This window comes from Vibrio thalassae, assembly GCF_900089835.1.
In the GTDB taxonomy this organism is placed as follows: Bacteria; Pseudomonadota; Gammaproteobacteria; order Enterobacterales; family Vibrionaceae; genus Vibrio; species Vibrio thalassae.
Map to the genome: position 1 here is coordinate 21,998 of NZ_OANU01000030.1, position 24,557 is coordinate 46,554.

26 protein-coding genes and 2 pseudogenes are annotated in these 24,557 nt (G+C 43.6%); 17 read left to right on the forward strand and 11 right to left on the reverse strand.

Annotated features, from left to right (window positions below):
* Positions 1 to 22: 22 nt before the first annotated feature.
* The 4 genes from tnaC to VTH8203_RS11340 all read right to left on the reverse strand — a co-directional run bounded on the left by tnaC (position 23) and on the right by VTH8203_RS11340 (position 1,949).
* Positions 23 to 97 (reverse strand): tryptophanase leader peptide, encoded by a 75-nt coding sequence (gene tnaC / locus VTH8203_RS25495; RefSeq protein WP_081411542.1) that lies wholly within the window; start codon positions 95 to 97, stop codon positions 23 to 25.
* Positions 98 to 347: 250 nt separating this feature from the next.
* Positions 348 to 491 (reverse strand): hypothetical protein, encoded by a 144-nt coding sequence (locus tag VTH8203_RS24530; RefSeq protein WP_158296124.1) that lies wholly within the window; start codon positions 489 to 491, stop codon positions 348 to 350.
* On the reverse strand, positions 484 to 1,539 hold the full coding sequence (locus tag VTH8203_RS11335; protein ID WP_096993782.1) for an alpha/beta fold hydrolase: 1,056 nt from the start codon (positions 1,537 to 1,539) through the stop codon (positions 484 to 486). Before VTH8203_RS11335 ends, VTH8203_RS24530 begins: the two co-directional genes overlap by 8 nt.
* A gap of 38 nt (positions 1,540 to 1,577) precedes the next feature.
* Complete coding sequence (locus VTH8203_RS11340; RefSeq protein ID WP_096993783.1) at positions 1,578 to 1,949, reverse strand: DUF333 domain-containing protein; 372 nt, start codon at positions 1,947 to 1,949, stop codon at positions 1,578 to 1,580.
* Positions 1,950 to 2,144: 195 nt separating this feature from the next.
* Between VTH8203_RS11340 and VTH8203_RS24535 the strand changes: the two genes are divergently transcribed.
* Positions 2,145 to 2,285, forward strand: a complete 141-nt coding sequence (locus VTH8203_RS24535) for a hypothetical protein (protein ID WP_158296125.1) — start codon at positions 2,145 to 2,147, stop codon at positions 2,283 to 2,285.
* Between the two features lie 99 nt (positions 2,286 to 2,384).
* On the opposite strand, the gene tnpA is transcribed toward VTH8203_RS24535, so the two are convergent.
* On the reverse strand, positions 2,385 to 2,819 hold the full coding sequence (gene tnpA, locus VTH8203_RS11345; protein WP_096991864.1) for an IS200/IS605 family transposase: 435 nt from the start codon (positions 2,817 to 2,819) through the stop codon (positions 2,385 to 2,387).
* Here tnpA and VTH8203_RS24540 point away from each other — a divergent pair, their 5' ends adjacent.
* The 5 genes from VTH8203_RS24540 to VTH8203_RS11360 all read left to right on the forward strand — a co-directional run bounded on the left by VTH8203_RS24540 (position 2,820) and on the right by VTH8203_RS11360 (position 5,163).
* The gene (locus VTH8203_RS24540) at positions 2,820 to 2,957 is read left to right on the forward strand and encodes a hypothetical protein (protein WP_158296126.1); all 138 of its coding nucleotides are present in this window, start codon (positions 2,820 to 2,822) and stop codon (positions 2,955 to 2,957) included.
* Positions 2,958 to 3,038: 81 nt separating this feature from the next.
* A complete protein-coding gene (locus VTH8203_RS11350; protein WP_096993784.1) occupies positions 3,039 to 3,569 on the forward strand; it encodes a cytochrome b in 531 nt (176 codons plus the stop codon).
* A 174-nt stretch (positions 3,570 to 3,743) separates the two neighbouring features.
* On the forward strand, positions 3,744 to 4,091 hold the full coding sequence (locus tag VTH8203_RS11355) for a hypothetical protein (RefSeq protein ID WP_096993785.1): 348 nt from the start codon (positions 3,744 to 3,746) through the stop codon (positions 4,089 to 4,091).
* Entirely contained in the window at positions 4,064 to 4,405 is a 342-nt protein-coding gene (locus VTH8203_RS24545) for a hypothetical protein (protein ID WP_158296127.1), read from the forward strand. Before VTH8203_RS11355 ends, VTH8203_RS24545 begins: the two co-directional genes overlap by 28 nt.
* Positions 4,406 to 4,437: 32 nt before the next feature.
* On the forward strand, positions 4,438 to 5,163 hold the full coding sequence (locus VTH8203_RS11360; protein WP_096993786.1) for a DUF3581 domain-containing protein: 726 nt from the start codon (positions 4,438 to 4,440) through the stop codon (positions 5,161 to 5,163).
* 58 nt (positions 5,164 to 5,221) lie between these two features.
* Here the strand turns inward: VTH8203_RS11360 and VTH8203_RS25030 are convergent.
* From VTH8203_RS25030 to ydiJ, 3 genes and pseudogenes are all read right to left on the reverse strand, one after another.
* A pseudogene (locus VTH8203_RS25030) lies at positions 5,222 to 5,713 on the reverse strand (hypothetical protein).
* Between the two features lie 82 nt (positions 5,714 to 5,795).
* Positions 5,796 to 6,260 (reverse strand): methyltransferase family protein, encoded by a 465-nt coding sequence (locus VTH8203_RS11370; protein ID WP_096993787.1) that lies wholly within the window; start codon positions 6,258 to 6,260, stop codon positions 5,796 to 5,798.
* 54 nt (positions 6,261 to 6,314) lie between these two features.
* The gene (ydiJ, locus tag VTH8203_RS11375) at positions 6,315 to 9,353 is read right to left on the reverse strand and encodes a D-2-hydroxyglutarate dehydrogenase YdiJ (RefSeq protein WP_096993788.1); all 3,039 of its coding nucleotides are present in this window, start codon (positions 9,351 to 9,353) and stop codon (positions 6,315 to 6,317) included.
* Positions 9,354 to 9,637: 284 nt separating this feature from the next.
* On the opposite strand from ydiJ, the gene VTH8203_RS11380 reads away from it, so the two are divergent.
* The 7 genes and pseudogenes from VTH8203_RS11380 to VTH8203_RS11415 all read left to right on the forward strand — a co-directional run.
* Complete coding sequence (locus tag VTH8203_RS11380; protein WP_096993789.1) at positions 9,638 to 10,312, forward strand: DUF3334 family protein; 675 nt, start codon at positions 9,638 to 9,640, stop codon at positions 10,310 to 10,312.
* A 138-nt stretch (positions 10,313 to 10,450) separates the two neighbouring features.
* Positions 10,451 to 11,134 carry a DUF2786 domain-containing protein gene (locus tag VTH8203_RS11385; RefSeq protein ID WP_096993790.1) on the forward strand — a complete coding sequence of 228 codons (684 nt, stop codon included), beginning with the start codon at positions 10,451 to 10,453 and terminating at the stop codon, positions 11,132 to 11,134.
* A 30-nt stretch (positions 11,135 to 11,164) separates the two neighbouring features.
* Positions 11,165 to 12,199 (forward strand): J domain-containing protein, encoded by a 1,035-nt coding sequence (locus VTH8203_RS11390; RefSeq protein WP_096993791.1) that lies wholly within the window; start codon positions 11,165 to 11,167, stop codon positions 12,197 to 12,199.
* 139 nt (positions 12,200 to 12,338) lie between these two features.
* On the forward strand, positions 12,339 to 12,527 hold the full coding sequence (locus VTH8203_RS25035; RefSeq protein ID WP_096993792.1) for a hypothetical protein: 189 nt from the start codon (positions 12,339 to 12,341) through the stop codon (positions 12,525 to 12,527).
* A 295-nt stretch (positions 12,528 to 12,822) separates the two neighbouring features.
* On the forward strand, positions 12,823 to 13,233 hold the full coding sequence (locus VTH8203_RS11400; protein ID WP_096993793.1) for a hypothetical protein: 411 nt from the start codon (positions 12,823 to 12,825) through the stop codon (positions 13,231 to 13,233).
* A 245-nt stretch (positions 13,234 to 13,478) separates the two neighbouring features.
* Positions 13,479 to 14,585, forward strand: a complete 1,107-nt coding sequence (locus tag VTH8203_RS11410; protein WP_096993795.1) for a phosphoribosylaminoimidazolesuccinocarboxamide synthase — start codon at positions 13,479 to 13,481, stop codon at positions 14,583 to 14,585.
* A 137-nt stretch (positions 14,586 to 14,722) separates the two neighbouring features.
* A pseudogene (locus tag VTH8203_RS11415) lies at positions 14,723 to 15,766 on the forward strand (IS4 family transposase); the annotation flags it as partial.
* A gap of 28 nt (positions 15,767 to 15,794) precedes the next feature.
* Here VTH8203_RS11415 and VTH8203_RS11420 read toward each other — a convergent pair.
* Positions 15,795 to 18,140, reverse strand: a complete 2,346-nt coding sequence (locus VTH8203_RS11420; protein ID WP_096993796.1) for a DEAD/DEAH box helicase — start codon at positions 18,138 to 18,140, stop codon at positions 15,795 to 15,797.
* Between the two features lie 192 nt (positions 18,141 to 18,332).
* On the opposite strand from VTH8203_RS11420, the gene VTH8203_RS11425 reads away from it, so the two are divergent.
* The 4 genes from VTH8203_RS11425 (at position 18,333) to VTH8203_RS11440 (ending at position 22,142) form a co-directional block, all read left to right on the forward strand.
* Positions 18,333 to 20,021 (forward strand): NAD-dependent malic enzyme, encoded by a 1,689-nt coding sequence (locus VTH8203_RS11425; RefSeq protein ID WP_096993797.1) that lies wholly within the window; start codon positions 18,333 to 18,335, stop codon positions 20,019 to 20,021.
* A gap of 99 nt (positions 20,022 to 20,120) precedes the next feature.
* On the forward strand, positions 20,121 to 20,444 hold the full coding sequence (locus VTH8203_RS11430) for a DUF3392 domain-containing protein (RefSeq protein WP_096993798.1): 324 nt from the start codon (positions 20,121 to 20,123) through the stop codon (positions 20,442 to 20,444).
* Between the two features lie 71 nt (positions 20,445 to 20,515).
* Positions 20,516 to 21,187: a SanA/YdcF family protein gene (locus VTH8203_RS11435; RefSeq protein ID WP_244181200.1), complete on the forward strand. Its 672-nt coding sequence runs from the start codon at positions 20,516 to 20,518 to the stop codon at positions 21,185 to 21,187.
* A 130-nt stretch (positions 21,188 to 21,317) separates the two neighbouring features.
* Positions 21,318 to 22,142, forward strand: a complete 825-nt coding sequence (locus VTH8203_RS11440; RefSeq protein WP_096993800.1) for a DUF2797 domain-containing protein — start codon at positions 21,318 to 21,320, stop codon at positions 22,140 to 22,142.
* A gap of 41 nt (positions 22,143 to 22,183) precedes the next feature.
* Here the strand turns inward: VTH8203_RS11440 and VTH8203_RS11445 are convergent, their stop codons facing one another.
* Entirely contained in the window at positions 22,184 to 23,410 is a 1,227-nt protein-coding gene (locus VTH8203_RS11445) for a cysteine desulfurase-like protein (RefSeq protein ID WP_096993801.1), read from the reverse strand.
* Entirely contained in the window at positions 23,394 to 24,053 is a 660-nt protein-coding gene (locus VTH8203_RS11450; RefSeq protein WP_208617741.1) for a 2OG-Fe dioxygenase family protein, read from the reverse strand. The genes VTH8203_RS11445 and VTH8203_RS11450 overlap by 17 nt, the downstream gene beginning before the upstream one ends.
* Positions 24,054 to 24,557: the final 504 nt, after the last annotated feature.

Below are 24,557 nucleotides of genomic sequence, written 5' to 3' on the forward strand. Positions count from 1 at the left end.
CTGGACAGTGCGAGAGACAGGGTTATCTCGAAGGAAAGAAGAAAGCGATTTTGTAATCTAGAGTAATCCAGATACTGGTGATGTTGAACTTTTCCATTTGTTTACCTACTTTAGATGTTCAATACCTTGCTGCGTAAGGTATATTCCAAATTAACTAAGTTAATTATCTATTATTAACTGTATCTGTCATCAATATAGAATATAATTTGAGAAGTCGCTAACAAAAAAGTTGATTATTCAGGGATGACGTCTGTTTAATAAAGATTATTTTTGACGGCGATCAACACAGCGTACTAGTAAATAAAGACACTACGATTAAGAAAAACATAATAGCGCTATAAAAGCAGTTATGGTTTTTCCATAAATTCGATAACTCTCACCATCATTGGTTCAAAGTAAGGGTTCCAACTTAATCTTGCGCTGATGGTATCTTCAGGGAACACCCCCCATGCGGTATAAGACAACGTTGGCATCTTTGCACAATCAACCATGTAGACCTCTCCTTCCTGAGAACCTCCACACTGTCTCATCCACCCTTTTCGACCACCCTTTTCGACCATACAATAGATTGTCGTCTCGAAATAAAACTGAAATATGTGAACCACTTTGAATGTTAGCGTCTGGCAGTTTCATAGTGAAGCGTACAAAACGTGGGTCGGAGTAATTTTGCTCGCCAAACCATACAAGGGCGCTATCCTCGTTAAGAAATCTTGTGTTGAACAAGTTGTAAATGACATTAGCGTCTATCAACTCATCAGTCTCCGTTACTAACAACAATACCGGAAGCTGTAAAGGTTTATCCTTGAGGGCATTTTGAACATCAACTGCGGTTTGGTGGTACAATGCCGCGCCATGCATGGCAAGAGAATCATAGCGAGTGAAATTCTGTTCCTTTTCTACGTTCACCCAGTCGACAAAATGACTCGCAATGCTGGCCATTGACACCAAGGGATCTTTTGGCGCAAATGCAGGTGAAAACAAAACGAGTCCCTGAATCGCTTTCGGATGCGCCAAAGCATATTCCGTCACTAAATTGGTCCCAGTCGAAAATCCGCCAAGCCAAATTTTATCAACATCATCTCGTAGTAAGTTTACTTGGTGTTCCACTGCCAAGCGCCAATCTTCATTAGTGGGATTCATCAAATCTGCTGGCCTTGAGCCGTGACCAGGCAACAACATGACGTGCACTAAATAGCCGTGTTTGGCTAAATACGGCGCGATGTCCACGAAGGAATAAGGGGAGTCTCCCAAACCGTGAACAAAAAGAATGCCCTCGCCATTTGGCTGGTCAGGTACGATTCTATAAGGACTAACCACATCCATTTCAACTTGATAACCTGCACCATGAAACACTCGCGTGTCATCTAACCACGCACGAGTTTCAGCAATATATTGATCAAAACTGGATTGAGTATAAGGCGCTATAGAACCCGAACTGGTATACATTTCGGGCTCTTCTTGGATAATTTGATTACTGCAACCACCCATTACGAGTGCAACAATGAACACAATAACGCTTATTACTTTGTGATATCGCACTGCACCGTCCTTGTGATTGGCAAATATATGAGCTTAGATTAGTTGCTCGATGATTGGTGGTCTCTAAAATAACTTTCTGCGTCCATCACCTTGCCATCTGGAAGCGCACATTCGTTCGCATCTTTCATATAAACGCCGCCTGACGTTTCACAAAATCTTGCCGCTTCATTTGGCATCGCTTTGTGATTCTCTCTGTAGTAGTCCCACGCATTTACCGACTCGCCCGATTTCAGTAAGCACATACCGGTCTGAAGATCATACGCACCGTGCTGTTCACAATAAACAGCGGCAGGATTCGCCATACCAATAGGTTGCTGCTCTTCTGTCTTTTGAGTGTTTGAACACCCAGCTAGCGCCATAGTCGAAACGGCAACAAGCCCAGCAAAGTATTTTAAACTATTCTTTTTCATGTTCTTTCCTCATTACTTACTTTAGATAAAGTTAGATTAATCTAGTCAAACTTCAACCTTTCCCGCACATCGTATTGGTAAACTTAGTTCCAGTATTTTCAACGAATATTTGAAACTGTATTAATTGCCTAAGGTTTTTTAACTATTTTGAGTTTGCGTATCCTTGATAAGTATTCGTCAAATAGAAGCATCAGTATGAGTATTGCTGACGGAGCAAAACAGCGCGTTGCTCTGGCGACTAAAGCAAGTTCCCATGTTAATGAAACTAAGATCACCAATGCATCCCATGTCATTGTGCTATACACAAAAACCGTGATGGTGACGACCGCCACATAGCATTGCCGATGATAATCATCTGCGACCACTACCATCATGATAATCAAAACTACCGGTGAAACCGGTAGTATGATGAAAGCCCCTAGAAGGGGCTATGTTTTATAAGCCCGAGAGTCGCAACTGCTCTTGGCGTTTTTCTTCCGACTCCTGATTACGTATGTATTCACGAATCATCTGTTCATCGAGTCCTACTGTGCTAACACAGTAACCTCTTGCCCAGAATTTTCTCCCAGTAAAGTTACGTTTTACCTGCATATAGTCGCGGAAAATTCTTATTGCTGATTTTCCTTTCAAAAAGCCAACAGTATTGGCCACGCTATACTTTGGTGGAATCATCAAGAGCATATGGATGTGATCTTTCATCGCATAACCCTCAACCAATACTACCCCTTGCTGTCTACATAACTCTCTTAAGATTTTTCCGATATCTCTACGCAATGAACCATAAATCGCTTTCTTTCGATATTTTGGAACAATCACAACGTGATATTTGCAATAATGTTTAACGTGAGCTTGGCTCTGCCAGTCTCTCATATGACCTCCTTTGAACTTGCCGGTTCTATAAAGGAGGTCATTTTCCCATCGATGCACGCTGTTACGGCAGAGCCTTTTCGAGTCACACCGCCAGAGGCGGTGGTTTACCAAGTTTCAATTAAACTTATCTTTACTTAATTTTACATATGCACATCTGGCGTAAAACAAAGACTTGAGGAATAATTGAGCAACAAAACCACAACAAAAATATGGAATAACATGCTCAGCAACAATCTTAGTAAACCCACGGTTCTATTTCATTGGTTAACTGCCATCTTCTTTATTGTCACTCTCATTATTGGGCTCTATCTCAGTGATATGGCAAACAGTCCTGACAAGAATGAGTTGAGGAATCTGCATAAATCCCTCGGCGTTTTAGTGATGATTGCCGCATCAATCCGATTAGTATGGCGGCTAAAAGAAGGGATGATCAACGCCGTTAACTCACTGCCGGCTTGGCAAGCGAACTCGGCGCATTTTGTGCACTGGTTCTTATTAGTAGCGACAATCATGATGCCTCTTTCTGGCATCACTATGAGTATTGGTGGAGGGCGTTCCGTCGAACTCTTTGGCCTTGTTGTTATTTCAGCACGCGACAAAATCGAATGGCTACAACAAGTGAGCTCCACGGTTCACTTCTCTTCAGTAAACATCGTTATTGCTATTCTCGTTTTGCATGTTGTCGCCGCTATTAAGCATCAATTCGTCGATAAGGATGGCACTTTATCTCGTATGTTAGGTAAAAGCTAAAAACATATTTTTCAATGATGAAAGAGCACTCTGATGCTCTTTCATCATTATTACGCCGTCAAAGCCTAGCTCGATAATATTCGATAGTGAGAAGGTAAAGGGGAGTATGTTACTTGTTTATCACCCCAATTCCTTGAAAATTCATGAGTAAATTATTAATAGAGGTTCCTACTCATGAATAGCATTCGACTGTGGCATTTCGCACAAGCTTCCCTTGGTATTGTCCAATGGGTTGGCATTGCAGTTCTTCTCAACCCTATCATCATTGAAAGAACATCGAGTGGCGCACTATTAGGACAGGTGATGGCGCTTATTGGAGGCGCTGGCTTACTGGCCCCTTTGATTGGAGGCATCGCTGACCGTTATTGTTACCATCGCCTGTTACAGCGAATGGCTCTGTTTATTCATTTTATTGCTCTTTTGATTCTTTATTTCGCAGACACGACCGCGGCAATATATTGGACCGTTGGCACGCTACCCTTATTGATCTTTCGATGGCAATTAGGATTGGCTCTTCACTGAAGTCATTGCCTTTTCGTCACTACTCGCCGTCCTACTCTCCTCCACAGCAAATCAATGCGCTTGGTAACGCAGAGCCGTTGTTGGATTGGTATGCGCTTGCCATCTGCTACTGTGCGACTCACCGTGCACATCCTTACCACAGTTTAGATATTACCCAGTACCAAGCAGGCAATATGTTAACGTTTTTTTCACACTGTCGAGCCAGTTATCAGAGATATTATTACTCACACTTTGACGGCGTTTCAGAAAGAAAAGCAAAATTCGTCTCATATCACATACTGGATGGACCATTAAAGCCAATTACTCATATATAATTCGTGACAATTGAGTTTAATCTAAGAGTATTATGTTTCTAACTCCTTACGTTTCTTCTAACAACGAGCAATTCGAGTTCACACGTCAACAGGCAAGCCACTTTGCAAAAAAGGTAGCCGGTGACTTTAACCCTATACATGACGAAGACAACAAACGATTTTGTGTTCCTGGGGATCTGCTTTTTGCGGCATTACTGCAAAAACAAGGTATCAGTCAGAAAATGCGCTTTGACTTCTCTGGAATGGTCAGCGATGGCGTCGTTCTCAGTGTTGTAGAAAAGGGCGAAACCGAAAGCACGGTTGTCGACCAATCAGGCAAAGAATACCTTCAGATGACTCACGATGGTGAGACCAGTCATAACCAAGAGTTTATCGAACACGTCGTAACTAACTATGTACAGTTCTCTGGGATGAACTTTCCTCACATCATGGTGCCCCTCATGCAAAAGCAACAAATGATGATAAATTGCCAGCGTCCTTTGGTTATCTACGAAAGCATGGAAGTGGAATTTGAACACCTCAATCTAACCCATCCTGAGGTTGAGTTTACTGGAGCGACCTTTGACGTAGACGGCAAACGTGGTGTGGTAACGTTGAACTTCGCATTTAAAGAAGACGGTGTGGTCGTCGGCAAGGGAATCAAGCGTATGGTCGCAAGCGGCTTGAAGCCATACGACAACGCTGCCGTTGACGATCTTGTATCACGCTTCAATGAGAGAAAAACCTATTTTCTTGACCAGTTCAATAGTGCTGCTTAATCATTGCCAAAAACAAAAAGCCTCGATGTTATATCGAGGCTTTCTGTTTGCTGGGCGATCAGTTTAGCAGCGTTGCGGTAGACTGATTGTCATGATATCGCTTTAAATTATCGAAATAAAAATGCGCTTTTTGCACATGCTCTAATTCGAGCATCCAATTGGCCTTCCTTTGGCATGAACAAAACTTACCTATTTTATCTAGTAAAGCATTACTTTGTTTGTCCAAAACGTCTCTCACGCTATGTATTAAGTTTGTTTGCTCAATCGACAGAAATTGAAACGTCGCATAAGCGTTGTAATACTTCAAAGGCTTGGTGCTGTTTTCCCAACTGGTTAAAAAGTGCCGACTGTGACACCGCGGCGTCATAGTAACCAGTCAACATGCACGCAAACTGACAAGGTTTTACTTGGTTATCGTCGATAGCAGCAGAAAATGATGAGGAAGGTGTTGTAGAACTTCATCAAAAAGATGGTAGGCCTCGGGCCAATGACCCTGTTCTACCAATTGTTCTGCTTTTAAAAACCGATTCCAACACGCTTCAATATTCATAACTATTTTGTTCCAGTAGACGACCACTGAAACCATTTAAATGCAAATAGAAATCAATTGCAAATAAATGTTATTTGTAACTCTAAATCCAACGTCTCACTTTTGCTTTATACGTGAGGTAGTCGTCCCCAAAGATTCTCTCCAATGCCCGCTCCTCGGGCTTAATTTGAAAGCGAGTCATATAGGGGATAAAAAAGATCGATAGCATCAAACTCAGACCATTTTCCAGCCAAAAACCCCAACACAACAGTAGTGTAAATAGCGCCACATACATTGGATTTCTTGTTTTGGAAAAAATACCCGAGTTCACCACAGTCGATGCTTTATTTGGCTTAGTGGGATCCACCGTCGTTTTGGCTTTCTTAAACTCAATAACACCAGAGACTCCAACATACCCACTAAAGACAAATAGTATCGCTACCCATATAATCTTGAGTGGAATATGCATATAGACCCAGCCATTATCCACTGACGCTAACGCATACATAGCAACAGCAAAGAGAATAAACAGCACGACTGGTGGGATTTTTAGCTCAAGGGCCTTCATTAATTGTTCCTTTATCAATAATAAAAGCGCTCCAGTGAGGAGCGCATTATCGTGTTAGTTGAGCAGCTGCAATAGAGCTTGTACTGGATGTTTCACTTTCACATTTTCAAAGCGCTTCACCTGACTTCGGCAAGAATACCCCGTCACTAAGCAGCGCTCTTTAGGCAATTGGTCCAAATTAGGCTGCCAGCTTAATCCATAGATGTCTTTCGACATTTGCAACTTGTCTGATTCGTGCCCAAACGTCCCAGCCATTCCACAGCAACCAACAGGCACTGTCGTCAACCGCCCGCCAAAATGTTGAAAAATAGTACCCCACTCTTTTTCAGCATTAGGCATTTTGGTTTTCTCTGTACAATGCGCGAACAAATACCACTGTGCTTCATCCACGGTCTCAAGATCGCCTTTATCCTGCACCAAGGGCATGATCCATTCGTGGGCCGTCAATACATCAAAGACGCCACGCTCCTGTCCTAGAATCTCGACATATTCATCGCGATAGCACAATACTAGAGCGGGGTCGACGCCGACTAATGGCATATTAAGTTGTGCTACTTGAGCTAAGAAATCTGCTGTTGATTTCGCACCTTTCGCAAACTGACGCAAAAATCCTTTTATGTGAGCAGCTTTGCCGTTGGGCTTAAACGGCAGTAATACCGGTTTCTTACCCAATTTGAGGATAAGCTTAGCAAAGTCTTCGACCACTTCGGCATCATAGAAGCTGGTAAAGGGGTCTTGAACAATGCACACATAGTCGCTGCGCTGCTCCGCTGGAATCGCTTGTAACTGCTCTAGGTTAAATTGAGAAACAGGTTGAGACTTCAACCGCTGTTTGAGCGTTGGCACTGAAAGAAGCGGAGCATCAATATAACCAACGGTTTTTTCAGTTAGCGTTTGCACCAGTCGTTGATTTAACCCGAAATTGACCACTTTTGGGAAAGTCGCCATATACGGCAATAATGTCTCGATATTCGCCACTAAATAATCTTTTGCTGGCCTTTGATATCTTGAGTAATAAAGGTTCAGGAATCGAGCTCTGAAGCTTGGCACATCCACCTTAATTGGACATTGGCTAGCACAAGCTTTACAAGCAAGGCAGCCATTCATGGCATCGTAGACTTCATGAGAAAAATCATATTCATGACGTTTGTTAAACGTATTGCGCCATTTTTCAATCAGTCCTTTTGCGCTATTTGAGTGATTGATGTTGCTTTCTAATTCTAGAACATCAAAGCCCTGCTCTGATAACTGTCTTAACCATTCACGTACTAGGCCAGCTCTACCTTTTGGTGAATGGCGTCTGTCTGCAGTCACTTTCATTGACGGACACATTGGAGAAGCGGTGTCGTAATTGAAGCAAAGACCGTTACCATTACATTCCATTGCTTGAGCAAAACTATCGCGAACTTCAATCGGTATCTGTCGGTCGAACGTTCCTCGCTTGGCATCCGAGACTTTGACCAGTTCGTCCGTACTCTCTAGCGGAGTACAGATTTTACCTGGGTTCATTTTATTCAATGGATCGCACGCAGCTTTAATACGTCTGAGTTCATTAAACAGCTGTTCACCAAAGAAGTCTGGCCCATATTCAGAGCGAAAGCCCTTGCCGTGTTCGCCCCACATCAGGCCACCATATTTAGCCACCAGTTTCACGACTTCATCGGAGATCTGATGCATCAATGACTCTTGCTCAGGGTCACACATATCCAGAGCGGGCCTCACATGTAATACACCTGCGTCCACATGCCCAAACATGCCATAATTCAATCCGTGGCCATCGAGCAAATCACGAAACTCGGCGATAAAGTCCGCCAAGTTCTCTGGTGGTACACAAGTGTCCTCTGCAAAGGCGATAGGTTTTGCACTCCCTTTGACAGCGCCTAATAAGCCCACCGCTTTCTTACGCATATTGTAAATGCGCCCAAGACTCGCAACATCGCTGGTTACCTGATAACCAATAATACCGTCTTGCTCTGTGTTCAGTTTTTCATCCAAACTCTTAATGAGTGCGGCTACCGCTTGAGTAACATCGTCTTCATCTTGTCCAGCGTACTCCACCATATTGATGCCCTGCATTTCTTTGCCGGGAACATCACTAATCAGATCGCTTACGGTATGCCAAACAATATCTTGCTTCGCTAAATTCAAGACACGTGAATCTACCGTCTCCACAGACAATGCGTTCGCTCCTACCATAAAAGGAGCGTTTCTCAATGCCGCATCAAAACTATTGTATTTAACATTGATGAGAGTCCGAGCTTTGGGGATTGGCGTCAGGTTCAGCGTAACTTCTGTGATAAATGCCAAGGAACCCTCTGCGCCACAAAGAATTCGCGTGACATCGAACTGGTCTGTTGCAGGATCATAAGCATTGTTCAAATCGTATCCCGTCAGGAACCGATTCAGAGGTGGAAATTTTTCATCAATCAACGCTCTATTTTGCTTACATACTTGCTCTGTAACTTGCAAAGCATGACTGGCGAAACTGTCTGCTTCTGGTTCACCCAATGAACCATCACTTTCTAATAAAGAACCGTCAGCAAACACAGCTTGAAGCGACAACACATGATCCGATGTCTTACCGTATTTTAACGACCCTTGTCCAGACGCGTCAGTGTTGACCATGCCCCCTAGAGTCGCACGGTTACTGGTAGAAAGATCTGGAGAAAAGAAAAAGCCAAACGGACGCACTGCGTCATTCAACGCGTCCTTGACGATACCGGTTTGAACTCTTACCCACCCTTCTTGCTCATTAATCTCAACAACCTGATTCATATGTCGAGATAAATCAACAACGATACCCGACGTCAAAGACTGACCGTTCGTCCCAGTACCACCTCCTCGTGGAGAAAAGGCAATCGACGCAAATTTTTCTTGATTGGCCAGCTTTCCGATAAGCTGAACATCTGCCGTTGTTTTGGGATGAACTACCGCTTGCGGCAATTTTTGATAAACACTGTTGTCGGTTGCCACGGCAAGGCGACTTGAATATTGTGTTTCTATATCCCCAGTAAAACCTTCAACCTCAAGCTGTTTTAAATAAAGCAATACGGCGGGATTAATATCGGTTTGAGAGTGTAATCTTGGTAACATTTAGCTTCCTGCCTCCTAATTACGCCGATCCGCTCGGCAAAGGAGTGTATGTAAAAGAGAAAGTTCATCTACTTAGTAGTATCGTCATAAAATAAACGTGTTTTATTATTGTACGTAGCTGAATCCGAATAGATTTTATATGCACTGGACACTCTACAACAACTAAAAATGTGATCAAATCGTAAAGTCATAGCGATTGAGCATGGTTTATGCCTTTTCAAGAGGTTTGCTTCGTGACACACTCGTTAAACCATGGAAGAAATGATCGAACAAAGTAACATTCAATGAAAAAAACCAAAGTAATCACGACTGAAGATATCTTACTTAAGCTTTGCCAATCGGTTTCCACCGTCCTGACCTCAGCCACTCAATCGAACGTGACCTATTCTGCGATGGTGCAAAAAATCACCAAAACAACGCTAAAGCCTGACTTTGGTTGCTTTGTGCTCTTTGATGGTGGGTTTTCGGGGCTAGTCGTTATCAATTTTACGTCCCAAGCCGCGTTAGAAGTGTATGGTAATTACATGCGCAGTATGGGGATGCCAGAAGAAGATCTTGCTATCCATCACAACGCGGACGAAGTTGGTGATGTCCTTGGTGAGCTCATGAATCAACTTGTGGGTGACTTCACTAACAAAGTACGCAAAGAGCTGCAAACCAACATTACTCAAAATCAACCTAAAATGTTGGCGATCAACAAACAAGTTGTCCTTTCAGTGGACACCAACTTAGAGCGTCCTCAAGCGCGTCGAGTAACCTTCTCAACGGCCAAAAACAACATTTTCTACCTTGAGTTTGCAATGGATAAAACCGAGTTCATTCAAATGGAAGAATTTGAAGTGCAACCTGATGAGTCCCCTGACGCAATCATCGAACAAGCCACCGCCTCGACAAAACAACGCAGCGACAACAAAACAGAGAACAACAATCAAGACTTGCTTGATGAGCTAGGCATTTAAGCGCTATTCGGCAAATTGTTTATGGAATCTTATTACTGCTAAGGGTCCTGCCCTTCTTCTTATACACTTTCACTTTTAGTGGAAAATCGTTAAAATAGTGCCCTTTTTCTTTCGCGGTACAGAGAACTCAGATTGTCGATGGATAAACAGAAAGCCCTCAAAAAGATTGCCAAGTGCTTAGAATTAGGTAACTCGGCGAACGTCAATGAAGCAGCCAATGCCATCAAAATGGCGCATCGCCTCATGCTCAAATACGGTCTAGATAAGGACGACATTGAGTTTATTAAGATGGGCAAAACACAATCCACGCATTTACTGCCTACCACGATTAGTTCTACATTGCTGCGCGTTATTCGAGGTATTAATACCAAGTTTGGTGTTGAAGCAGTTTTGCTAAACCATAAAGGTCTAAAACGTGTAGAGTTTATTGGGGAAGCTGACCGCGCCATTTTTGCAGCCTTTGCGTTTGATATTATTTATCGTGAAATGAATGAGCAAACAGGTCAGTTTAGAAATAGCTTCGCGGGTTCTGGTACGTCAAATACAGAAGTGACTAGGCGCGTTAACTCGTTCGTCTCTGGATGGATTGAAGGCGCACTTGAAAAACTGCCTGTCATCACCCCAGATGATGAGTCTGCCAACAAAATTAACAACTATATCGATAAAGAGTTCAAAAACATCGATAGAGAGACGTTTAAGCAGCAGCTAAAAGAAGCGATGAAGAATATCACCGCGGATTACGAAGTTGGGTTGAAAAAAGGTCGAAAGGTCTCGGTAAATCGACCAATAGACGGCGCTCAAGCACCTAAAATGCTGAAATAATAAAACCACACTACTAGGAGAGCGATATTTATGAAGATCAACTTGGCAACGGCATGCTCCAAGTTACTGTTTGTTTTTATCGCTCTATTACTCTCATTTTCTTCCCTCGCCTCAATTGCACAACTTGAACAGCAAGCACAGCTAAATAACGCAGAAGCTCAGTATCGTCTAGGATTGGCCTTTGAGACTGGCGAAGGCGTGCGCAGAGACCTCAGCCTTGCCGCCTATTGGTATCAACAAGCAAGTGAGAACGGACATCGCGCAGCGACCTATAATTATGCACAAGCTCTAGAGTATGGCCGCGGCATAAAATCCAATCACGCAAAAGCCGTCTTACTTTATACCAAGCTCGCAGTGGAAGGTGATCCCTCAACCTATGGAAAAATCGCACGTCTTTATCGTGATTTTAAAATCGACATTGCCAACGAAGATCAAGCAGTGCTTTGGTATGACCTCGCAAGAACGCAATCTGCCGAGTTTGACGCCGAATACGCGCTGGCTTTGAAAAAACAGTTTGATGCTCACCAACTAAAGCAGATCGAAGCACTAAAACAGCAAGAGCAGTCAGTAACAAGCGCACCAACACCGGCAAAAACACCTAGCTCACTACCCGTTAGAACAGCGACTAATTGGTCATTACACGGCATCTATCTTGCTTTGCTGTTGTGCAGTATCTTGACTGCCTTGTTCTTGTTCAAGAGGTTTAGCAGCGCGAATCGACTAGCGGATTCCTCGATGAAAGAGATGAAAATCAGGCTGGCTCAACAACAAGACCAGATCACTAAGTTCAAAATACAACTTAAGAGCGCAGCGAGTTTTCAGAAGAAAGCGGCCTCAACAACATCAAAACCAACACCTACGGTGCTTAACGACGCCTACCTCCGATTTGGCTTTACTGCAGGGCAAATTAACAACTTAACACCGAAACAAGTGAAGGCACGTTATAAGCAATTGTGTCGCGTTTATCACCCGGATGCCCAAGGTAGTGATGAAGAGATGAGGCAATTAAATCTCGCTTTCAAATCCATCATAGAACACCTCAAAGCCACACAAAAAATCCATTGATATCCTAATTTCTCAGAAAATGGTGATACTGAAAAATATTTGAAACAATTTAAGAAACATTTATTTAACATTGCATGCAATTTTATGTAATAATACGTCCCGATAATAACACCCGAACAAATAAGGGTGGGGAGTAAAAATGCATACATTCACTATCGAAGGTTTTTGTGATTGGTGCCAAACGCCAAGTTTTGTGACCAAACATGAGTATATAGACGGAGTATGTCATCACTCATGTGAAAAGTGTCTGAGTTTCGCCATTATGGACGTTAAGCAGTTCAATCAAGCAGAAATCGAATATAGAAACCGATCGTCAGCTCAATCCTAAAGGAACCGCGCCTCTCATTGAGAGGCGTTTTTGTATCCCCCCCTTCTCATCACCTTCAGACGATCAACACCAATCAAGAAGCATGACCCTATACAGTATTCTTATACAGTAGTTTTCCTCTACCGTTAAAAAAGACGAAAAGTATGAGACAAACTCATTTCCCATATCAATAATTTAACTTATACAAATCATATGCTTATATTTTTTCGTCGTTTTTTTTATGCAAAAAGTGCTTGATCTTTTTACCCTCAAAAACTACTGTATAGACATACAGCATGTATAAAGGAACAGGGTTATGTTGCTCAATAATACAATTCACTCACAATACAATCTTCCAAACCAATACCGAGCTATTGATGAACAAGGAACGTCACAACAGCTTCGTCGAATTCAGGATGATGTACTTGAAAAAGTCTCTCAGTTGGCTTCTAAACCACAGTGGATTTTGTTGACGGCAGAATGCCCTCGCCCATCAGTAGGACAGGTCATGCACTTTCATAAACTGGGTAACCACATGGTTCAGATGAAAGCGTCGTTACACTTGTCTCAATATCAAGTCGTCAAGAAAGCGATTCGTTCAGGCAATGCCTGTGCAGTTATTGCCAATGGCGAATTCTCAACATCAGAGCAAAATCAACTTCAGCAATTAGCCGCGGCTTATCAATGCGAAGTCATCTTTCTTGGCAAAGACAGTTATTTACATTAACCCCAATACGACCACTCGCTAAGTAAATCATGTAATCCCCTTTTTAGTGACGGTAAGTACTTGTTCCATAGTGCTTACCGTTTTTTTACCCTGTCTGTAAGCAACGCCGGTAAAAATTGCGCAAACGTTTGCTATTTTTCTGGCAGCATAAAATAGTTCTGGTATGATGCGTGCAGTAATGAGTATTACCACTCTCCCATAATCGTCGCACTTTGTACGACACAACATTAGATAGGAATGTCTCCATGAGTCTCGCTGATCAAGTTCTAGCTGTAAACGATGATCTACCAATCCGCACTGATAAGCCTGTTCATAGCGGCAAGGTTCGTTCGGTTTATTGGTTGACCGAAGAAGATAGCCGCCGCCTAATCAAGGAAAAAGGCTATGATGTTGCGGAAGATGCACCGTTAGCCATTATGGTCATCAGTGATCGAATTTCTGCTTTCGATTGTATTTGGCGAGGTGAAGGTAACTTAAGAGGGGTTCCGGGCAAAGGCGCAGCGCTTAATGCGATTTCTAACCACTGGTTCCAACTGTTTAAAGATAATTGTTTAGCGGATAGTCATATTCTGGACATCCCTCACCCATTTGTTTGGATCGTTCAAAAAGCAAAACCAGTAATGATTGAAGCTATTTGTCGCCAATATATTACTGGTTCTATGTGGCGAGCTTATGAGAAAGGCGAGCGTGAGTTTTGCGGTATCACTTTACCTGAAGGCTTAAAGAAAGATTCCAAACTGGATGAGATGCTGATTACCCCTTCAACAAAAGGTATCCTACGTGGTATCCCTGGCGTCCCCGAGGCGGACGATGTCAACATCACTCGTGACAATATTAGTGACAACTTCGCAGCATTTAATTTCTCAAACGCAGCAGACATCGACGGCTATGAAAAACTTCTTAAAGATGGATTCTCTGTTATCAGTGACGCTCTAGAAGCCATCGACCAAACGTTTGTGGATACCAAGTTTGAATTCGGCTACGTCACCGATTCAAAAGGCCAAGAAAAGCTCATCTATATGGACGAGGTCGGTACGCCAGATTCTTCACGTATTTGGGATACTAAAGCGTATCAAGAAGGCAAGATTGTTGAGAACTCAAAAGAAGGCTTCCGCCAGTTCTTGCTAAACCACTTCCCTGACCCTGATATCCTTTTGAATAAAGAGCGTATGCCAGAACGTGAGGCACTCGCTGCTGACAACGAACTTCCTCTTTCTGCACTTATGGACGTATCCAACACCTATATTGGAATTGCCGAGAAGATCACCGGACGTACTATTGAATTAAGTAGTAATCCAAAACAAGAAATTATTGATATTCTTCGCGCCCATTACGACCTAATCGTAGACTAGCGCTCCTGTTACGTCACCCATTAAAAAAAAGGGAGCGTTATGCTCTAATGCCGATCAGTTAAGCATTAATCGGCAGATCAATTGCATGATCCCACCAGTGTGTGAAAATCCGATAGACCCTGTTTATCGGATTTTTTATGCACGTTTCTCAAGCCCTCGATATCATAAATAACTACAAACCAAATCAAGTCGAAACTCTCGCAGACCTCCTGCCAATGGAGCTAATCAAAGATGCCTATGAGCTGACAGATACTGTCACTCTTAGAAAGCGAAAACTGACATTGGAATCGATGGCATGGCTGCTGGCCGGAATGGCTATTTATAACGACAAATCTATGGCTGATATCGTCAATATGCTCGATATTGTCGACCGTTCAGGTAAACCGTTCGTTGCACCGAGTGCATTAACACAGCGTAGAAAAAATCTCGGTGAATCAGCGGCTAAAGCTCTTTTTAAATGTACACAAAGGCATTGGTTTGAGCATGCAAAGTTACCCAATTGGAACAGACTCACACTGCTTAGTGTTGATGGGGTTTTGTGGCGAACAGAGGATACTAATGATAACGCCGAGGCTTTTGCAAAGCCTACCAATCGTGATGGTAAAGAAACACAGTACCCTCAGCTACGTATGGTGTGTCAGATGGAACTAAGCAGCCATCTAATCACAGGCAGCGCTTTCGACTGTTATACCGTGAATGAAATGACGCTGGCCGAGCAACTCATAGAAACGACTCCCGACAACAGTCTAACCCTTTTCGATAAAGGTTTTTACTCTCTTGGGTTACTTCAAGAATGGAGTGCTAAAGGCGTAAATCGACATTGGCTCATCCCAATGAAAAAGGGATTAAATTATGAAGTCGTCCAGACCCTTGGTCGACAAGATAAACTCATAAAACTGAAGAGTAATCCGCAAGCTCGCAAGAAATGGCCAACGCTAGAGCGGGAAGTTGTTGTCCGTCTAATCACGAGGGTCAAGAATGGCAAGTCATATGATGTTCTTACCTCAATGACCGACCCAATGCTTTACCCAAAATCAGACATAGTTGGTCTTTATGGGTACCGCTGGGAAATTGAGCTCGGATACCGAGAACAAAAACAATATATGCTTGGCAACCGACTTACACTAAGAAGTCGACTTCCAGAATTAGTGAAGCAAGAGCTTTGGGGGATCTTGTTAACGGTGTTGCATTGAATCACACATGACGGATTCAACGAAGATCCAGCACACGACTCGCCTTCTTATACTTTACTTTCCATCCAGACCAAGCCGGCAGCTCTTTGCGTTTAGGGTCATCTTTTCGAGATCCAGAATGAAAATGGACGTGTATGAGCTTACCTCGACCAAAATACTCAACGTTTAGACGCATACTACTTAAATGGACGACCAAAGGGTACTTAGCTGCAAAATCTGAATATTCCCACTCCGGAACACCGTTGAATACAAAATCTTGCTCATCAATAAGCTCAAGATCATCAAAGCAAGCGACACCAAGTAATGACAGCTGTTCGATGAGCCAAGACTCTAGCGACGTGTCCTCAAGTGGCTCCGTTTGGTTAGCTAAACCAAGTTCGACATACAACTTCCAATGCAACATACGCTCGGTAAGCTGATCTGCTAAAGCAGGGAAGAGCGATCCATCGATGATCGACTTAGCAATGGCTTGCAAAGCAACATCGCCCTCAGGGGCTACTATTCGCTCAGCAAGTTTGCGACCGGCATACATCAGATATTCGCAGTGCTGCAGACCTTCGTCGGTGTCAACCGTTTCTCCACTCACCCATTCCCCGATATTGAGTTCTTTAAGCTGCGTGATGTCCACTGGCAACATTAATGTTGCCAATGTCATTGTCTGTTTAATGCCTCGTCCCGGTAAGCTATGGGTCGCTAATACCAGCCCCGCTTCTGTTTTTGGTTTGATTCTATGTTGTCTCCCAAGCAGCACTTCAACAAAGCCGTTGCTAAAAGCCTCACGTCGACGTTCCCGTCTCACATACAACAAGGCGTTGTTCGCTTGGATAATTTGCTTTATCAGTTCATCGCGTTGATAGCGAGAAGCCACCTCCAAACTCGGCAATTCAAATACACTGCGCATCTGTTCGGACAACCCTTTCGCTTCGCGCAAACAGTCATGGTCAACAGTAATACCAGAATATTGTTTACCTCTTACGAGGCCAATCAGCATGGTCGCATCGCAGCCCAACGGCTCCTCAAGATCCAATTTATCGAGTAACTCTTCATTGCTGGTCATTTGAAACAGCTTGCCAGTGGCGCATAACGCAGCGGTAAGATCAATCATGGCTTCTTTTAGCGCACGTGAGGGCATCTTAGTGACTAAATCCGCATAAACCGTATCAATGGGTAGCGGATAGAGCTTTTTACCATGTTCAGTAATCCCTTTATCATCGATGGCACCAAGCTGCTGTAGCTGTTCCCTAGCTGCATCCATTGATTTCTCAGGTATTACATCAATAAATTCAAGCGTCTTAAGTTCTAACCCACAGGTGGCGGCCGCTAACATAGGTTCAACGATGGATTCACGTTGCAGTTCGGGTGGAGTGACTGGGTCAAGTGCAGCATGTTCACCATAAAGACGGATGCATGTTCCTGCCATTACCCGCCCTGCGCGCTGAGCTGCGCTCGCCTTAGAAATATGAGACAACATCAAGGTGGTTTGACCGTTGCGCTGCACATTTCTTCTCTCCAGACCCGAATCGACAACAACAGCAACATTCGGAATCGTCAGCGAGGTTTCTGCAACGTTTGTCGCTATCACTATTTTGCGTTTATCTTGCACCGACATGGCAACCGCCCGTTGCTGTTCGGTCACAGAAGCATGTAGCGGCGCTAAAATGAGATCATACTCCTCCGCCAACGGCTTTAACGTCGACATGAGCTGCTGGATTTCCTTACGCCCCGGTAGAAATATCAAGACATCTGCGGCAAGGTCATCGAGTAATGGTTCCAGTGCGCTTTTTATCCGGGTGTCTAAGTGCCTTGCATCTGGCAATTGTCGACTGTCGTTTCGATGGTGTTGAATCGCCACATCAAACATTCTTCCTTTAGCAACCAAACGCTCTGCCCGGAAATAACTAGCCAGTTTTTGACCTTCAATAGTCGCTGAGGTAATCACCGTTTTATGGGTTTGATTTCGCTTTAACATTGCAACGAGTAAATCGGTATCCCATCTTCGTTCATGAAATTCATCCACTACCACGACATCGAAACGTTGCAAACGATCCTCTGCATACCATCTCAACGCCACGCCGGGCGTGACAAACACAAGGTTTGATTCTTCGGTATAACAGTTCTCAAGTTTTATGGCGTAGCCAATGCTTTTTCCAACCTGCTCATCAAGCTGGTGCGCAACAAAATTGGCTAATGATGTACAAGCAATTCTCCTCGGCTCTACCACCAATACCCGACCTTGCTCCATCGCCCAGAGAGGTAAGCGCGTCGACTTTCCTGAGCCGGTTTCAGCTTCAACGATAAGATGGGTATGTTCAAGGGCTTGTTTGAAATCTTGTTCAATAGAATCAATAGGTAAGGCGATCATGTTAGTCAGTTAATCGAAGGAGATAGTAACGAGTATACCGATAGGCAGACTAACATTCGACTCACTTTGCTTTTCGGTAAGGATAGAATACAAATAGTTAACATTTGGTCATCGCCTAGAGTGTGTAATTGTGTTAAATTATTCCGAAAATTGTTCCCAATCCCAAATGACTGTTTCTAGACAGGTAAACTAATGAACAACAATAAAAGACCGCTCTATATCCCGTACGCGGGCCCTGCACTTCTTAGTACCCCACTTTTGAACAAAGGCAGTGCATTTACTGCTGAAGAAAGAATGTCCTTTAACCTTGAAGGCCTGCTACCTGAAACGACAGAAACTATCCAAGAGCAGGTAGACCGCGCCTACAAGCAGTACACGAGTTTTGAAAATGATATGGATAAACATATTTATCTGCGCAATATCCAAGATACTAATGAAACTCTATTTTACCGCTTAGTTCAAAATCATATTTCTGAGATGATGCCGATCATCTATACCCCTACGGTTGGTGCGGCGTGTGAGAACTTCTCTAACATCTATCGCCGTGGTCGTGGTCTGTTCATTTCTTATCCAAACCGAGATCGTATCGACGACCTTTTAAATAACGCGCGTAACCACAACGTCAAAGTCATCGTAGTTACCGATGGTGAACGTATTCTAGGACTTGGCGACCAAGGGATTGGTGGTATGGGTATTCCTATCGGTAAACTGGCATTGTATACAGCATGTGGCGGTATCAGCCCAGCTTATACGCTGCCTATTGTCCTTGATGTTGGTACCAATAACCCACAACGTCTTGCTGACCCAATGTACATGGGCTGGCGTCACCCGCGTATCACTGGTGATGAGTACCGTGCTTTTGTCGAGGACTTTATGCAAGCCGTTCAACGTCGCTGGCCAGACGCACTCGTACAATTTGAAGACTTTGCACAGAAAAACGCAATGCCTCTTCTAGAGCGTTATAAAGATCGTATCTGTTGTTTCAACGATGACATTCAAGGTACGGCAGCCGTCACTGTAGGTTCGCTACTTGCGGCGTGTAAAGCAGCCGGTAACAAACTTTCAGAACAGCGCGTCACGTTCTTAGGTGCGGGTTCCGCAGGTTGCGGTATTGCGGAAGCGATCATTGCACAAATGGTATCGGAAGGCATTAGCGACGCACAAGCGCGCTCGCAAGTATTCATGGTGGATCGATGGGGTCTTCTACAAGAAGGCATGCCTAATCTGCTCGACTTTCAACAACGTCTGGTTCAAAAGCACGAGCAAACCAAAGAGTGGACTTCTGAGAATTCTGGTTTCTCACTGCATGACGTTATTCGCAATGGTAAACCTACTGTTCTTATCGGCGTGTCAGGTGCACCTGGTTTATTTAGCAAAGAGATCATCCAAGAGATGCATCAACACTGCGAACGTCCAATCGTTTTCCCACTATCGAACCCAACTAGCCGTGTTGAAGCAACACCAAACGACATCTTGCGTTGGACAAGTGGTCAAGCCCTGGTTGCAACAGGCAGCCCATTTGATCCGGTTGTGGTTGAGGGCACAACCTACCCTATTGCGCAATGTAACAACAGCTACATCTTCCCTGGTATCGGTTTAGGTGTCCTTGCTGCGCAAGCATCACGCGTAACAGATGAAATGCTGATGGAATCGAGTCGTGCGCTGGCGGAGTGTTCTCCACTGGCCCAGAAAGGTTCAGGTCAACTGTTACCGCCACTTGAAGAAATTCATTTAGTGTCAAAACGCATTGCCTACGCCGTTGCGAAAAAAGCGATTGAACAAGGTATGGCGAAAGAACGTTCAGACAAAACCCTGCGCCAAGATATCGACGATAACTTCTGGCAACCTGTTTATCGCAAATACAAACGTTCAGCGTTCTAACCTGAAGCGAAATCACACTTAGGCTCTTGTTTACAAGGGCCTTTTTTTTGTTTAATAGTCAGCTCATTTGTCACGCCATACTGCAATAGGGACTATAACATGCTCGATATTTTCGCTCCGGGAGGACGCTTCATTGCGCCGTATCTTTTTGAAGTGTCTACGGCACTAATCGCTTGTTCTCTTGTCGTATTAGGTGCGGATATCAACCGCCTGATGAGAAACGCACTACGCGATACAAATTTCGTAATTCGAACGGTCTGCTTTATACTACTCAATGCATTTGGCTATGGGTTAATCATTATTAAAGCCACCCCATTGTTAAAGAACATCTTAGTTAATACAGAACCGGGCTTGATGTTCGCCATCGTGGTTCTAAGCTTTGTGAGTATAGGTATTTGGGCTCAAAGGAATCGTCAGATTTAGTGACCTTTAGATTTAACAAGGAAACGTTGTCATCCAGCACTGTGCTTTCTTTTCTCAAGAGAGCGCTTCGTATTGCTTGTTATACCGTCGTCTTATTCGTCATTTTCGTGACTGCCATCGACCGTTGGGTGAGTTGGCAAGCCGAGGATCGCATCTTGACCTCGATAGATGACATCGACAACGTCCAGGTCGCGGTTGTTCTAGGAACAAGTAAATATTTGGGGAGAACGCTTAACGAATATTACTCCCATCGTATCGAAGCGGCGATCGACCTTTATAACGAAGGCAAAGTGTCCCACTTCTTACTCAGTGGTGATAATGCTCATCGTTCATACAATGAACCATGGACGATGAAACGAGACTTATTGAGAGCAGAAATCCCAGAGCCAGCCATTCATTTAGACTATGCAGGATTTAGAACTCTAGACTCAATTGTGCGCGCCAAGAAGATCTTTGATACTGATGACTTCTTAATCATCACTCAGAAATTTCATTGTGAGCGTGCTTTGTTTATCGCACATTCGTACGATATTAATGCGACCTGTTTAGCGGTATCAGGGCCAACCTCTAAATCTGGGTTTTCCGTGAGATTAAGAGAGGTCTTCGCGCGAACTAAAGCGTTTTTGGATCTGTATATTATGAACACGCAACCGAAGTTTTTGGGACCTAAAGAGCCCATTGTGTCGGTGAGCACAACTGAAGAACCAGGGTCTGCCGCAACTTCTGAGGACAACGTTCGTTAACGGTCTCCATTCAGTAGTAACCCTTTGACACTATACGTTTAAATGATTTACTAACCGTTTAACTCAATTACTCGCCACTCCTTTGCCAAGTTTTGCTACACTGTGCGCAAATAACGAAAAGAGTAATGTCATGTCACTATTAGCCTCAGGCACGCTTTCAAAAATGCGTGCCTCTTTAGATTCACAAGTAAAGTACCGTTTACCCGTCGGTGAGCAAGAGGTAGAAATCACTTCTTATATTGGAAAAACACTCACGCTCACTCACACTGGCAACATTTTCTGTAGCGCGTGTGGGAAAAAGACGAAGAAGAGCTATTCACAAGGTCACTGTTTTGTTTGCATGAAAAAGCTCGCTAGCTGCGATATGTGCATTATGAAACCTGAGACCTGTCACTACGACCAAGGCACATGCCGTGAGCCGGAGTGGGGCGAAGCCAATTGTATGGTTGACCATTTCGTCTACCTGTCCAATACCTCAAGCCTGAAAGTGGGTATTACCCGTCATACGCAAATTCCAACGCGTTGGATAGACCAAGGGGCAACACAAGGTTTACCGATTTTAAAAGTTAAAACACGCCAAATATCGGGCCTGATTGAAGTTGAACTTGCCAAGCATATTGCCGATAAAACAAATTGGAGAACCTTACTAAAACAAGACGGTGACCCAATGGAATTAGTGGAGAAGGCACAAGAGCTCTTGCCGCTTGTCGCTGACAAGATTGCTGAGATAAAAGCTCAGTATGGAGATGATGCGGTAGAAGTGCTAAGTGAAGTTATCACACCAATCCACTACCCTGTCGAGGTTTACCCAACCAAGATTAAGTCGCATAACTTTGATAAAGAGCCTGTGGTCACTGGAACGTTACAGGGTATCAAAGGCCAATACTTAATCTTTGATACTGGTGTTATCAACATTCGTAAGTTCACGTCTTATGAGGTTGAGGTTTCGGCCTAAAGTAACGCTCAAACAGAAGCCCGCAAAAGCGGGCTTCTCTCTTATAAAATGTGCTCTATCGCATCGAAAAACCGGTCGACTTCTTCCAGTGTGTTGTAATGCATAAAACCAACCCGTAAAACGCCCCCCTTATCTTCGAGTCCGAGTTGCTTTACCAAGCCTAGGGCATAAAAATGGCCATTCCATACACAGATATTTTGTTCGCCAAGGAATTTCGCCATCATCTCTGGTGAATGCTTGCTTGAACGAAGCGCAAAGGTTGGAGTACGCCTTTTATGAGAGGGGTCAGCAATACCATAAAGGCTCAGCGACTCACATCGTGAAAGCCGTTCTAGAAAATAACGACTAATTTGCTCTTCATGATGACTCATGTCCATAAAGGCAGATTCCAACTGTTGTCGCAAGCTTTGTCCTTTTCCCCAATGGGCTAGGTAACGGACTGCCTCAACAAAACCGGCCATTGCTTCGAAGTTTTGTGTGCCTGTTTCAAAACGCCCAGGCCCAACATCTGTTGCAGGCTGGACTTTATAGGGTTTCAATGACTGCAACCACATTGGAGAGATATACGCTAAACCGAGATGAGGACCAAAGAACTTATAGGCCGAGCAGACCAAAAAATCACACTTTAGATCTTGCACATCAATCAGTGCATGGGGCGCGTAATGAACCGCGTCCACATAAACTAGCGCCCCCACTTTTTGGGCTAACTCTACAACGCGCTTAATGTCTGTAATAGACCCAGTGATATTTGATGCATAAGTCACCGCGATCAGTCGGGTTTTGTCACAAATCAGGCTCTCTAAATGATCTATATCCAAAGTGCAGTCACTTTCATCAACCTTAACCTGTTTGACCACCGCCCCTCTGTCTTCAGCAGCTTGCTGCCAGCTCGATACGTTCGAGTAATGGTCAAGCGCCGTGACAATGATTTCATCATTGCGCTGCCAATCTCTTGCTATCGCCCTACTCAACTGGAAGGTTAACGAAGTCATGTTAGCACCAAACACGATGTTGTCTGCTTGTTCTGCATTAAGTAAGGCTTTCCCATGATGACGCGCTCGGGCAACGAGTTCTACGGTTTGTTTACTAGAAAAGTAGTGACCACCTAAATTGGAATTATAACGACCAAGATAATCCGTCATGGCTTTAAGCACAGAACCCGGTACTTGAGACCCTCCAGGGCCATCAAGAAATAACACTGATTGATCGTTATACGATTGATTCAGAGCAGAAAAGTGCTCTCGTGCTGAACTAGGAGTGAAGTGCATTGCGCGTATCCTTAGCGGTCAACACAAACAGATCCATGTAGCCTGCGTTTCGGTTATCGATACAGCGGATTGGCTGAGCATTATGCCAAAGTTTAGAGTCATCAAGGATAGCCACTTCTCCATTCTCCAACACTTTTCTGAAAAATGGGGCTTCCCTATTATCGTTGTAGAGCATAATTTCACCACCGACGATATTTTCTCTACCGATACCGACCAACGCGATATGGTCAAAGCCATCCTGGTGAACACCTTCAGGCGCCACTTCAGTTTCATCGAAGACCGCTGCGATCCTCATTTGATGGATTTCGATTTCCTGTCCATTGGGTAACGCATTGGTATTTACAAATAGAGTCACCAACTCCAACATCGCCGAGCTTTGCATCGTCGATTCTAAGACCGGTTCAAACTGTCTGATTACATCGCCTTGGAAGTGGTTAAAATGCTCAGATTGCACAAAGCAATTATCACCTTTGTCTGTAATCTGACCATCCTCAAAACGCACCACCGAATAACGACGTAAGCGATATTTGCCATCAGCATGTTCAGTATTAGGTAGCATTGAAAACGATGGTGCCAACTGCTCCGTCGCTCGACCGCTCAGACTAGTAAGATGTAATGTACTTTCAGCACTATGCAGCATCATTAACTCCTTTCAATATTATGCCAAAACAATGTGTTTCACATTTTATTTACAAACCATTAAATATCAACAATTCTGCAAGATCAACTTTTTACAGCCTTTTAATCCATCAAATCAAGCATTATGAAACAAAAATCCATAATTAATTTAAAATGCCATATTAAACACTTTATAACAAATTAAACCTCTGCAAATCCTAGCATTGTTGACTACTGTGATTTAATTGTCTCTAAGTAACAATGGCTTATAGATTACATGACCCAAAATACCCTGCCCTTATTAAGTTCACCTTTCAAAGTGCCAGTCACTGTTAATTTTAGAAAATATGGTGTTTATCACTAACGACGATCTATAACGAATTAAGGTGTATTTGAAACGTTCAATTAACAACTAACTGCTCAAAATGACATCAGTTATCACAAATCTAGTATTGATTAATTCACCGCAACCCCAATATATTAGGTAATTAAGATGCGCCGACGGAAGGTGCAATAAGAATGACTGAAG

Coding starts and splice junctions, on each gene's coding strand:
- VTH8203_RS11380 (WP_096993789.1), top strand. CDS start 9,638: ATGAAAAAAACCAAAGTAATCACGACTGAAGATATCTTACTTAAGCTT.
- VTH8203_RS11340 (WP_096993783.1), bottom strand. CDS start 1,949: ATGAAAAAGAATAGTTTAAAATACTTTGCTGGGCTTGTTGCCGTTTCG.
- VTH8203_RS11385 (WP_096993790.1), top strand. CDS start 10,451: ATGGATAAACAGAAAGCCCTCAAAAAGATTGCCAAGTGCTTAGAATTA.
- VTH8203_RS11400 (WP_096993793.1), top strand. CDS start 12,823: ATGTTGCTCAATAATACAATTCACTCACAATACAATCTTCCAAACCAA.
- VTH8203_RS11430 (WP_096993798.1), top strand. CDS start 20,121: ATGCTCGATATTTTCGCTCCGGGAGGACGCTTCATTGCGCCGTATCTT.
- VTH8203_RS25035 (WP_096993792.1), top strand. CDS start 12,339: ATGCATACATTCACTATCGAAGGTTTTTGTGATTGGTGCCAAACGCCA.
- ydiJ (WP_096993788.1), bottom strand. CDS start 9,353: ATGTTACCAAGATTACACTCTCAAACCGATATTAATCCCGCCGTATTG.
- VTH8203_RS11450 (WP_208617741.1), bottom strand. CDS start 24,053: ATGATGCTGCATAGTGCTGAAAGTACATTACATCTTACTAGTCTGAGC.
- VTH8203_RS24530 (WP_158296124.1), bottom strand. CDS start 491: ATGGTTGATTGTGCAAAGATGCCAACGTTGTCTTATACCGCATGGGGG.
- VTH8203_RS11440 (WP_096993800.1), top strand. CDS start 21,318: ATGTCACTATTAGCCTCAGGCACGCTTTCAAAAATGCGTGCCTCTTTA.
- VTH8203_RS11355 (WP_096993785.1), top strand. CDS start 3,744: ATGAATAGCATTCGACTGTGGCATTTCGCACAAGCTTCCCTTGGTATT.
- VTH8203_RS11420 (WP_096993796.1), bottom strand. CDS start 18,140: ATGATCGCCTTACCTATTGATTCTATTGAACAAGATTTCAAACAAGCC.
- VTH8203_RS11445 (WP_096993801.1), bottom strand. CDS start 23,410: ATGCACTTCACTCCTAGTTCAGCACGAGAGCACTTTTCTGCTCTGAAT.
- VTH8203_RS11350 (WP_096993784.1), top strand. CDS start 3,039: ATGCTCAGCAACAATCTTAGTAAACCCACGGTTCTATTTCATTGGTTA.
- VTH8203_RS11370 (WP_096993787.1), bottom strand. CDS start 6,260: ATGAAGGCCCTTGAGCTAAAAATCCCACCAGTCGTGCTGTTTATTCTC.
- VTH8203_RS24535 (WP_158296125.1), top strand. CDS start 2,145: ATGAGTATTGCTGACGGAGCAAAACAGCGCGTTGCTCTGGCGACTAAA.
- tnpA (WP_096991864.1), bottom strand. CDS start 2,819: ATGAGAGACTGGCAGAGCCAAGCTCACGTTAAACATTATTGCAAATAT.
- VTH8203_RS11425 (WP_096993797.1), top strand. CDS start 18,333: ATGAACAACAATAAAAGACCGCTCTATATCCCGTACGCGGGCCCTGCA.
- VTH8203_RS11390 (WP_096993791.1), top strand. CDS start 11,165: ATGAAGATCAACTTGGCAACGGCATGCTCCAAGTTACTGTTTGTTTTT.
- VTH8203_RS24545 (WP_158296127.1), top strand. CDS start 4,064: ATGGCAATTAGGATTGGCTCTTCACTGAAGTCATTGCCTTTTCGTCAC.
- VTH8203_RS24540 (WP_158296126.1), top strand. CDS start 2,820: ATGACCTCCTTTGAACTTGCCGGTTCTATAAAGGAGGTCATTTTCCCA.
- VTH8203_RS11410 (WP_096993795.1), top strand. CDS start 13,479: ATGAGTCTCGCTGATCAAGTTCTAGCTGTAAACGATGATCTACCAATC.
- VTH8203_RS11360 (WP_096993786.1), top strand. CDS start 4,438: ATGTTTCTAACTCCTTACGTTTCTTCTAACAACGAGCAATTCGAGTTC.